Annotated in this window: 8 protein-coding genes; 3 read left to right on the top strand and 5 right to left on the bottom strand. The window is 64.4% G+C overall.

Annotated features, from left to right (window positions below):
• Positions 1-226: 226 nt before the first annotated feature.
• Positions 227-1,447 carry a bifunctional phosphopantothenoylcysteine decarboxylase/phosphopantothenate--cysteine ligase CoaBC gene (gene coaBC / locus BBX50_RS01915; RefSeq protein ID WP_065773622.1) on the bottom strand — a complete coding sequence of 407 codons (1,221 nt, stop codon included), beginning with the start codon at positions 1,445-1,447 and terminating at the stop codon, positions 227-229.
• Positions 1,448-1,790: 343 nt separating this feature from the next.
• Between coaBC and BBX50_RS01910 the strand changes: the two genes are divergently transcribed.
• The gene (locus tag BBX50_RS01910) at positions 1,791-3,593 is read left to right on the top strand and encodes a diguanylate cyclase (RefSeq protein WP_065773638.1); all 1,803 of its coding nucleotides are present in this window, start codon (positions 1,791-1,793) and stop codon (positions 3,591-3,593) included.
• A gap of 150 nt (positions 3,594-3,743) precedes the next feature.
• The gene (locus tag BBX50_RS01905) at positions 3,744-5,330 is read left to right on the top strand and encodes an ABC-F family ATP-binding cassette domain-containing protein (RefSeq protein WP_065773621.1); all 1,587 of its coding nucleotides are present in this window, start codon (positions 3,744-3,746) and stop codon (positions 5,328-5,330) included.
• Between the two features lie 12 nt (positions 5,331-5,342).
• Here the strand turns inward: BBX50_RS01905 and BBX50_RS01900 are convergent, their stop codons facing one another.
• The gene (locus tag BBX50_RS01900) at positions 5,343-6,245 is read right to left on the bottom strand and encodes a cation transporter (RefSeq protein WP_065773620.1); all 903 of its coding nucleotides are present in this window, start codon (positions 6,243-6,245) and stop codon (positions 5,343-5,345) included.
• A gap of 197 nt (positions 6,246-6,442) precedes the next feature.
• On the opposite strand from BBX50_RS01900, the gene BBX50_RS01895 reads away from it, so the two are divergent.
• Positions 6,443-7,204: a DUF4239 domain-containing protein gene (locus tag BBX50_RS01895; protein ID WP_065773619.1), complete on the top strand. Its 762-nt coding sequence runs from the start codon at positions 6,443-6,445 to the stop codon at positions 7,202-7,204.
• A gap of 6 nt (positions 7,205-7,210) precedes the next feature.
• Here the strand turns inward: BBX50_RS01895 and BBX50_RS01890 are convergent, their stop codons facing one another.
• The 3 genes from BBX50_RS01890 to BBX50_RS01880 all read right to left on the bottom strand — a co-directional run bounded on the left by BBX50_RS01890 (position 7,211) and on the right by BBX50_RS01880 (position 9,681).
• A complete protein-coding gene (locus tag BBX50_RS01890; RefSeq protein WP_065773618.1) occupies positions 7,211-8,479 on the bottom strand; it encodes an MFS transporter in 1,269 nt (422 codons plus the stop codon).
• Between the two features lie 120 nt (positions 8,480-8,599).
• On the bottom strand, positions 8,600-9,076 hold the full coding sequence (locus tag BBX50_RS01885; protein WP_065773617.1) for a nucleoside deaminase: 477 nt from the start codon (positions 9,074-9,076) through the stop codon (positions 8,600-8,602).
• Positions 9,077-9,087: 11 nt separating this feature from the next.
• Positions 9,088-9,681 (bottom strand): ankyrin repeat domain-containing protein, encoded by a 594-nt coding sequence (locus BBX50_RS01880; protein WP_065773637.1) that lies wholly within the window; start codon positions 9,679-9,681, stop codon positions 9,088-9,090.
• Between the last annotated feature and the right edge of the window lie 126 nt (positions 9,682-9,807).

Here is a 9,807-nt window from a genome sequence, read left to right as displayed (position 1 = left end):
AGATCATTCGAAAGGGCTCGTGTCATCAGAAGCTGGCCTCCGCCCAGCCAGCATCTTGAATCACAAAACCGACCGGCCGGGAATCCCCCCAGATTCAGACAAGCAATGAAACGCTCTAGCTTCTGAATCTCTGCCGGCTAGCCATTGAGTGGTGCGTTCGCGCTTGCCATGTCCCCTCGCCCCGCTTGCGGGGAGAGGGGCAGGGTGAGGGGCATTCGTTGAATGCTCAGCCTTTGTCGGCTCGCGCCAGTTGCTCGGCAATCATGGCTGCCAGCTTTTCCGCCACCGCGTCCTTGTCCATTTCGGGCCAGTCGTCGTTGCCCGCAGCCGAGATCAGCTTAACCTTGTTGCGGTCGCCGCCCATGATGCCGGTCGCGGGCGAGACGTCGTTGGCGAGGATGAAGTCGGCGCCCTTGCGCTCAAGCTTGGCGCGGCCATTGTCGGCGACGTTTTCGGTCTCGGCGGCAAAGCCGATCACGAGCTTCGGCCGCTTGGCATGGTGGCCCACCGTCTTCAGGATATCGGGGTTTTCAGCAAGCTGCAGCGGCGGCGGGGCCTCGCCCGGCTTTTTCTTGATCTTGTTGCCGGCAGCCGTCGCCACCCGCCAGTCGGCAACGGCTGCAACCATCACCGCGACATCGGCGGGCAGGGCGGCAAGCACCGCATCGCGCATTTCCTCGGCCCGCTCCACATGCACGACCTTGACATCAGCGGGATCCGGGATCGTCACCGGGCCGGAGACCAGGGTGACATCGGCACCCAGTTTCGCAAGCGCAGCTGCGATCGCATGGCCCTGCTTGCCGGAAGAGCGGTTGGCGATGTAGCGCACCGGATCGATCGGTTCATGCGTCGGCCCTGAGGTGACGATTGCCGTGCGCCCGGCAAGCGGCTTGGCTGTGCCGCCGAGAAGACCCTCGACGGCGGCAACGATCGCAAGCGGCTCGCTCATGCGACCCTCGCCGGCCTCGCCGCTTTCCGCCATTTCGCCCGCTTCCGGCCCGATGAAGCGAATGCCATCCTTGGAAAGCGTTGCGCGGTTGCGGCGTGTTGCCGGATGCGCCCACATCTTCGGGTTCATTGCCGGTGCGACCAGCACCGGCCGGTCGGTCGCGAGCAGGATGGTGGAGGCGAGGTCGTCGGCATGGCCGTTCGCCATCTTGGCCATCAGGTCGGCTGTTGCCGGTGCGACGACAACCAGGTCGCACTCGCGCGCCAGCCGGATATGGCCGACATCCTGTTCGTCCTCGCGCGAAAACAGATCGAGATAGACATGCGAGGCGGAGAGCGCGCCGACCGCAAGCGGCGTCACGAATTGCTGTGCGCCTGCCGTCATGACAGGCCGAACGCTCGCACCACGTTCCCGCAGGCGGCGGATGAGGTCGAGGCTCTTATAGGCCGCAATGCCGCCGGAGATGATCAGGAGAATACGCTTGCCCGACAGTGTCATTTGCACCCGGCCTTTCGGCCGTCCTCTCGCCCGGCATGGGCCGCCGAGCCTACGCGATACCAGAAAATTTCCTGTGGCTGGCCCCGCGGGCTCGCCTCCTACGGAACCTACTTGAGCGATCCGCCCGGCGCAACGTGTCCCCGCCGGATCGGATCGCTGGGCTGACATCAGTGCGCCGTGGCAGTTCGATAGGTTGGCTCCGGGCATCGTCGCCAACCTGGCGCTCGGTAGGGCGAAACGGAACAAAGGTGGCGGCGTCCGCGTCAACCGGCCTTGGACCTGTTGCCGAAGGCGGGCAATGCGGTTAATCCGCTCTCAATCCGCGGGGGCTATGCTTCTCACCATGCGAATAAATGCAATCACCAACTGGGCCTATGGCGTGACCGTCCTTCTGACGGGGCTTTCGGGCGCGGCCTTCATCCTGTCGACCGACAGTGCGATCAAAGAGCGCCAAGCGGTTGAGCAGCATCTGGTGCTCGATACGCTTGGCGAAGAGCTTGCGCTTGGCGCGGAAATGCGAAGCGACGAAGCGCGCCTCTTTGTCATGCGTGGCGACGAGCGTCATCTCGAAGCCTTCCATCGCGCCGAGGAGGAGGAACGCCGGCGCGAGGAGGCGACAAAGACCGCGCCGAATTTTGGTGCTTCCCCGGGCGAGATCGCCGCCTTGCAGGAGATTGTTCGCGAGGCGGAAGCGCTCGACAGGATCGAGGTTGCCGCCATCGAGGCCTATCAGAAGGGCGACCGCGCCGGCGCGCAGGAAAAACTCTTCGGAGCCGAGCATGAGCGGCTGCAGACCGCCCTTCTCGACACGGTGGCGCGGTTCAGGGACCTGACCAACGCCCGCACCGGCACAGCCCTCAATGAGGCGCAGGAGCGCAGCGATTGGTACGCGGCAGCCGCCAAGACGATGCTCGGCATCACCGCCGCTCTTTTCCTGAGTGTGCTCTATTTCATCCTCAAGCGTCGCGTCGCGATGCCGCTCAGCCGGATGAGCGGCATCGTTACCCGGCTTGCGGAGCAGGACTATGCGGTCGAGGTTCCGCTCGACCGCCGCCGCGACGAAATCGGCGAGATGAACCAGGCGATCCACATCTTCCGCGAAAACGGCATCGAGCGCGACCGACTGGATGCGGAGCGTCGTCGCGACCAGCAGACCAAGGACCTGATCCTGCAGATGATGCACCGGCTGCAGGCCTGCCAGAGCCAGAACGAACTGGCCGAGGTCGTGGCCCGCTTCGCGCCGCAGATCTTTCCCAATCTTGCCGGACATCTCTATGTGCTGAACGACAGCCGGACGCTGTTGACACGCGTCGGCACCTGGCTTGATCCGAAGCATTCCGCACCGACCTTCCCATCGAGCGCGTGCTGGGGGCTTCGCCGTGGCCGGCCGCATGTCAGCAACCGCGGCCAGAGCGATATTGCCTGCCAACATCTCGACGACCATGGCGCGGTCGGCCTCTGTGTGCCGCTGACCGCCCAGGGCGACACGATCGGGCTCCTCTATTTCGAGGAGCATTCGCAGGAAGAATTCACGGTCGAGGCGTCGCGCCTCTATCTCGAATTGATCGCCGAGAACATCGGACTTGCCGTCGCCAATCTCCAGCTGCGCGAGAAGCTCACCAATCTGGCGGTGCGCGACGCGCTGACCGGGCTGCTCAACCGGCGTTGCCTGGACGAGGCGCTGAACCGACAGCCGCGCGGCAAGGCGCTCACCTGCCTGATGGTCGACATCGACCATTTCAAGCGCTTCAACGACGAATTCGGCCACGATGCCGGCGACGTCGTCATGCAGTATGTCGCCCAGATCATCCTCGACGCGGTGGCCGATGCCGGCAATGCCTATCGCTTCGGCGGCGAGGAGTTCACCGTGCTGATGCCGGAGGCCGGCGAAGCCGCGGGCCATGAGCTTGCCGAGAGGCTCAGAACCCGGATCGGCACCACGCCGCTTTCGCATCGCGGCCGCATCCTCGGCACGGTCTCGGTCTCGGTCGGCATTGCCTCTGCTCCGGACGACGGCCCCGTTTCCACGCTGCTGACGCGGGCCGATGCCGCTCTCATCGACGCCAAGAACCAGGGCCGCAACCGCAGCGTCTCAGCCTCCGGGTTGAGCTTCGATGGTGGCGAGGTGCGTCGCAGTCTCGGCTGAGATGAAGGCACCCGCTGCTTGCCCGCCTTGAAACGGGCGCATTCGCTGCTATCTATGGCCGCGATAGAAATTTGAACAGGATACACGCATCGATGGATTTCACTCTGACCGCCAAGCCGCACCGTCTTGCCATCAGGGAAATCCGTATCCATGCTTGCCTCAATTTCACTCTCCCATCTTTCGTGGTCCACGCCTGAGGGCCGCAGCCTCTTTTCCAATCTCGACCTGAGCTTCGGCCCCGTGCGGACCGGCCTCGTCGGCCGCAACGGCGTCGGCAAGTCCACGCTCCTGCGCCTGATTGCAGGAACGCTCGCACCCCAAGCCGGCAAGATCGCGGTCGCGGGGAGCCTCGGCGTGTTGAGCCAGACCGTCCAGGTTATGACCGACGAGACGGTCGCCGATCTCTTCGGTATCTCCGAAGCGCTTGCCGTTCTCGCCCGAGCAGATGAGGGGCGTGCCTCGGCGGACGAGCTTGCTGCCGTCGATTGGACACTTGAGTCCCGTTTGGCCGAAGCGATCGCCCGTGTCGGTCTTAAGGCATCGGCGGAAACCTGCCTTGCTGCCCTTTCCGGCGGTCAGATGACCCGCGTGAAGCTCGCGGCACTCGTCTTCCAGCAGCCGGATTTCATCCTGCTCGACGAGCCCACCAACAATCTCGACCGGGCGGGGCGCCTCGCCGTTACCGAACTGATGGCGGGTTGGCGCGGTGGCGCCATCGTCGTCAGCCATGACCGCGAACTGCTGGAAGAGATGGACGTGATCGTGGAAATGACGACGCTCGGCGCCACGACCTACGGCGGCAACTGGAGCCACTATCGCGAGCGCAAGGCGATAGAGCTCGCTTCAGCCCGCCACGGTCTGGCCGATGCCGAGCGGCGCCTGGCCGACGTCGAACGCAGGGCCCAGGAGGCGGCCGAACGCAAGGCGCGCAAGGATGCCGCCGGCCGCCGCAAGCGCGCCAAGGGCGACGCGCCATTGCTGCTGCTCGATGCAAAGAAGGAGCGCAGTGAGAAGACTGGCGGCGACAACGCCCGGCTGGCGGACCGTCGGCGCGATTCTGCGATCGGCGATCTCACCGAGGCGCGCGAGCGCATCGAGATCCTGCAGCCGCTGACGGTTCGCCTGCCGTCGACGGGCCTGCCGGCCGGCCGGAGCGTGCTGCAGATCAACGATGCCAGCGTGGGCTATGACGCCGGAAAGCCTGTTGTCGACGGGCTGTCGCTTTCGATCGTCGGCCCGGAGCGTGTGGCGCTCACCGGCCGCAACGGCTCCGGCAAGACGACGCTCTTGTCGCTGCTGACGGGTGAACTCCGGCCGTGGTCGGGCAGCGCCCGTGTGCTGGTCGACCATGCCGTCCTCGATCAACGGGTGAGCCTGCTCGATCCCGGCCTCTCGATCCGCGACAACTTCCGGCGTCTCAACCCTGGCGCCAACGAGAACGCCTGCAGGGCAGCACTCGCGCGCTTCATGTTCCGCGCCGATGCTGCCCTGCAGATCGTTTCCAGCCTCAGCGGTGGCCAGATGCTGCGTGCGGGGCTTGCCTGCGTGCTCGGCGGCAGCAACCCGCCGCAGCTCCTGATCCTCGACGAGCCGACCAACCATCTGGACATCGATTCGATCGAGGCGGTCGAGGCAGGCCTGCGCGCCTATGACGGGGCGCTGCTTGTCGTCAGCCACGACCGGGCCTTCCTGGAAGCGATCGGCATCACGCGGCGGGTCGAGCTCTCCTCATCGTGATGGCTCCGGGGATTATTCCGCCCACTGCGCCTCACCGGTGAAGGCGATCGTCAGCCAACGGTCGTGGCCGGGATCGCCGATCTCCTCACCGATCTCGGCGCGGATCCGATCAAGGTCGGCGAGCGTGCCGACCTTGGTTTCCGGTGTCCCGATCAGATGCACCTCGATCGTCCGGGAGCGCCCGACCTTGGCGACATAGGTGCGATAATCGGCAAAGCCGTGGCGGGCGACTGCATTGCTTGCCGCCTGCCGCACACGTTCGTCGAGTTCGGCCGGGGCGACGAGGAAGATCTCCTTCAGCGCCTGAAAGACGGTGCGGATCGGCAACGGGATCAGGCAAAGCGTCAGCACGATCAGGATCGCCGGGTCGACATAGGGCGTCCAGGGTTCATAGGGCGTGCCCTTGAGTGCCGCGGCGGTCAAAAACGCAATGAGCAGCGCCGCCGTGATCGTGCCGGACATCGCCCAGGCGCGCACGTCGAGCGCCAGGAACTCCGAACCGATCGGCCGGTTCACCCGGCGGATGTAGAAGAACATGAAGAGGCAGATCACCACGACGACGGCGGCATAGGCGATCGCCCAGTCGAATGCGAGCTGATTGCCGCCCGACAGAATTGAGCCGACAGCGTTCACCATCGCGTAGAAGGAAAGCAGCGTCAGCAGCCCGGCATTGAAGAGCAGCACCATCGGCTCGATGTGCCAGAAGCCCATCTGGAACCGCTTGCTCTGCTTCGGGATCAATTGCGTCACGCCGAGCGCAAGCAGCGTCATGGAGGCGTCGACAGCAGAGAAGACACCATCGAACACGATCGAGACCGAGCCGGACAGCAGGCCGAACAGCACGCCCGTCGTTCCAACGACGATGGTCGCAGCGATCGATCGTTTGAGGACAGTTTGTTCGGTTGGGGCAGTCATGGTGTTGTTTTTACTCCTGTTTCGGCGCGGTGTTTAGGGATTGGCAGTGTCGAAATGGTGGCAACGGCTGCAAACATAGCGTTTTGCCGGCGCGCAAGACAGCTGTCGCGTGCACTTGCTAATGAAGCGAGGCGTTGTGTTTCGAGGGGCGCGCGCTCAGAATTGCCTTCTGTTTTCGGCGACCGGCGGAGGGGAACATGATCGTCGAGATGCTGCTCGGTGTCGTGTTCGTTTTCGGCACGGTCGCGCTGACGCTCGCCTCCTATTTCCTGATGCGCATGATCATGGGCGGCGAGCCGGAAGGGCACGAAAAGGAACTTGCGAGCTCGGTCATCTTCCGGATCTCGGCGCTGCATGGCCTGATCCTTGCGCTCGTCTTCGCGCAGGAGATGGTCGAGTATCAGCAACTCAAATACGAGATGGCGACCGAAGCCGGTGCCATCGCCGACATATTCTACGATGCCGAACGTTATGGTGAAAACGTCAAGGCGCCGATCCAGCAGGCGATCTCCGCCTATGCGGCAGAGGTTATCGATGGCGAGTGGCAGTCTCTGGCGGACAAGGGCCGTCTTTCACCAAAGGCCTGGGTCCATTGGGATGGCGCTTACCAGCAGGTGCTGAACCTGGTCCCCGCCGACAAGCGCCAGGAGAGCCTGCGCAGCCAGATGCTGGAGCGGCTGCACGACATTTCGCAAAGCCGGACCAAGCGGGAAAGCAACGTCGCGGACTCGATCGACAGCATCTTCTGGTTCGCGGCTCTGTCAGGCGTCATCTTCATCGCGCTCGCCTATTATTCCTACCCGCCAGTGCGGCGCAATCTGCTGCTGCTTTGTCTCTTCGGCGCCTATACCGGCATCATCCTGTTCCTGATCTACGCCTTCTCAAATCCCTATCAGCCGCCGGCTGCCCTGGCTCCAGGGCCGCTCGAGCGGGTCCAGCAACAGATCAGCGGCGGATGAGTGGTCCTATGCGAATTGACCCATTCGCAGGAGATCACCACGAATGGCGCTGCTGTTGGATGCATCGGCGCGTGCAGTCTGCGGGCGCGGCGGAGGCATCGACTGGCCGATTGCAAACATCAGCGCGCTTGCCGCTGAAAGCAGGGCGAACAGCAGAAACATGCCGGTGCCGCCGACGGTGCCGAGTGCGAGGCCGCCGATGAGCGGCCCGAGGAAGTTTCCGACCGACGCAAGCGAATGGGCGCCGAAATAGGTGCCGCGATTGCCAGCGTCGGAAATGCCGTCGACCAGCACATACTCCGAGGGCACGACCAGCACCTCGCCGATGGTAAACAGGATCATCGAGGCGATGAGCATTTCCACGTCGGACGAGGCCGCGAAACCGATTTCGCCAACCAGGAACAAGAGGCAGCCGAGCGACAGTGCGCGCAGGGCACCGATCCTTTCTATGACGAAGCGGGCAGGCGTGCTGGCAATCAGAACCGTTGCGGCATTGGTCGAAACCAGAAGCGCAAAAAGGGTGACGCCATCCTCAAAACCGGCATTCAGATACTGCGACAAGGTCACCGACCACTGACCATGAACGGCCAAGAGCAATGTGCCGCCGACGACGAAGAAGACCAGCCGCCGGTCGCGCAGGGCGGCTGCGAGCCCACGCCAGCCACCGGTGGTCGGTGATGCCCGCTCGGTTGCGATCATCTGCCTGTTGCTGGCTTCGGGCACGCTGAGGAAGAGCACGAGGCCGAAGGCCGCGTGCAGGACACCGGCAGCAACGAACAGCGTCGCATAGGCAGCGCCGACCCATACGCCGATCAACGGCCCGATGGCCCAGCCGGCATTGATGGCGAGATAGCGCCAGGAGAAGACCTTGAGGCGCAGATGCGCAGGTGCTGCATCGCTCATCAAGGCGCGCGCGACCGGCTCATAGACGGCGGCCGCCACGGCAGACACGATGTGCGCCAGTGCGAAGGCGGCGATCGATTGCGCCAGTCCGAGCCCTGCCAGCGCCAGGCCGGCCATGAGAAGCGCAGCGGTCAGAACCCCCTTCCGGCCGATCCGATCGGAAAGCATGCCGGCAAAGGGGCTGACGATGGCGCCGAGCAGCGGGCCGGCGCCGATCAGAGCGCCGATGCCCGCGGGGCTGAGGCCAAAATCACTCTGCAGGCGGATCGCAAGAAAGGTCAGGCTCATGCCCTTGGCGATCGTCACGACGCCGGAGCCCGCGATGAGAAGCAGCGCAATACGGCGGCCGGCATTTTCGGAATAGGCGTTCATGGCGGGTACCTGCAGTTGGAGGCCGCTCCTTTCGGAGTGGAGCGGAAATCGGACGAGAATCTCCCTTCCGACTACAGCTGACGCGTGTGCTGTGCAAGGGGACTGTTGCCCGGCCCAAGCCTATCCTTCGCTCTGCCCCTGCCGTTGTTGCCAGGTCGCATAGAGCGATGTCGGATCGGTTTCCTCGGCCGGCACATGGCGGAAGCGCATCGCCTGCGCGTCAAGGGGTTTTGCCAGTTCGGCATAGACTGCCGCCGTCGACAGGCCGAAGGGCTCGGCGTCAGCATTGGAGTGGGCGTAGGCGATCTCGGTGATCCCGGCCATTCGCATGGCGGCAAGACACATGGGGCAAGGCTGGCCGCTGGCATAGACGGCGGCCCCTTGAAGCCGCGGCGAACGGAGCGTCCGGGCGGCGGCGCGAAGCGCGTTCAGCTCCGCATGCGAGGTCGGGTCGCCGGTCGCCAGCATCTCGTTGACGCCGCGGCCGACGATCTCGCCATCCTTGACGACGACGGCGCCAAAAGGCCGTCCGCCGTTCTCGATGTTGCTCCGGGCGAGAGCCACGGCCTCGGCCAGATAGGTCTGTTCCTTGTTCATGGAATTTCTCTCTAGCGGGCGCCGGCATCGACCAGCAGCTTTTCGATCTCTTCGTAGCCGCGCTGGCGCGCATGGGTCAGCGGGCTGACGCCTTCGCCGTCGGCAAGATTGACGTCGGCGCCGCCCTTGACCAACAGCCGCACGATTTCCGTGTGTTTTTCACCGCCGGTACCAAGGATGATGGCTTCGAGCAATGCCGTCCAGCCGAGGCGGTTGATATGGTCGACATCGATGCCGGCCTCGATCAATGTCCTGACGGTTTCGACATGGCCGCGCTCTGCGGCCGGGATCAGCGCCGTTCCGCCATAGCGGTTCGTGCTTTTGAGGTCGGCGCCATGGGCAAGCGTCAGCTTGAGGATATCGAGATGGCCGCGGGCGCCGGCATAGAGATAGGGGCTGTCCTGGATCTTGTCCCGGGCGTTGACGTCGGCGCCGGCCTCAATGAGCGCGCGCGCCGCCTCGACGCGGTTCTCGTGGGTGGCGACGAGCAGCGCCGTCGCGCCGCTGGCATCCCGCGCTTCGATGCTTGCTCCCTCTTTCACGAGTGTCCGCACCTTGTCCGCATTGCCGGCTTCGGCGGCGGAAATTAGCTGGTTTTCGAGCATTGAGGCCCCCACGATGGCAGGTGAAAGGCTGAAGACGGCGATCGACGCGCCGATCAGGCCCCCGAAAAGTCTTGGTCGCATGTCGCCTTTCCGATCATGCCGGTCGTCGGATGAACCGACCGGCCG

Origin of the sequence: Ensifer sp. LC11, assembly GCF_001695835.1 — a bacterium.
Taxonomy (GTDB): Bacteria; Pseudomonadota; Alphaproteobacteria; order Rhizobiales; family Rhizobiaceae; genus Ensifer.
This window is presented reverse-complemented; position numbering and strand designations above follow the sequence as displayed.

Excerpts from the sequence above, each read along its gene's own strand:
- coaBC (WP_065773622.1), bottom strand. The coding sequence starts at position 1,447 with ATGACACTGTCGGGCAAGCGTATTCTCCTGATCATCTCCGGCGGCATT.
- BBX50_RS01890 (WP_065773618.1), bottom strand. The coding sequence starts at position 8,479 with ATGAACGCCTATTCCGAAAATGCCGGCCGCCGTATTGCGCTGCTTCTC.
- BBX50_RS01910 (WP_065773638.1), top strand. The coding sequence starts at position 1,791 with ATGCGAATAAATGCAATCACCAACTGGGCCTATGGCGTGACCGTCCTT.
- BBX50_RS01895 (WP_065773619.1), top strand. The coding sequence starts at position 6,443 with ATGATCGTCGAGATGCTGCTCGGTGTCGTGTTCGTTTTCGGCACGGTC.
- BBX50_RS01905 (WP_065773621.1), top strand. The coding sequence starts at position 3,744 with ATGCTTGCCTCAATTTCACTCTCCCATCTTTCGTGGTCCACGCCTGAG.
- BBX50_RS01885 (WP_065773617.1), bottom strand. The coding sequence starts at position 9,076 with ATGAACAAGGAACAGACCTATCTGGCCGAGGCCGTGGCTCTCGCCCGG.
- BBX50_RS01900 (WP_065773620.1), bottom strand. The coding sequence starts at position 6,245 with ATGACTGCCCCAACCGAACAAACTGTCCTCAAACGATCGATCGCTGCG.
- BBX50_RS01880 (WP_065773637.1), bottom strand. The coding sequence starts at position 9,681 with ATGCTCGAAAACCAGCTAATTTCCGCCGCCGAAGCCGGCAATGCGGAC.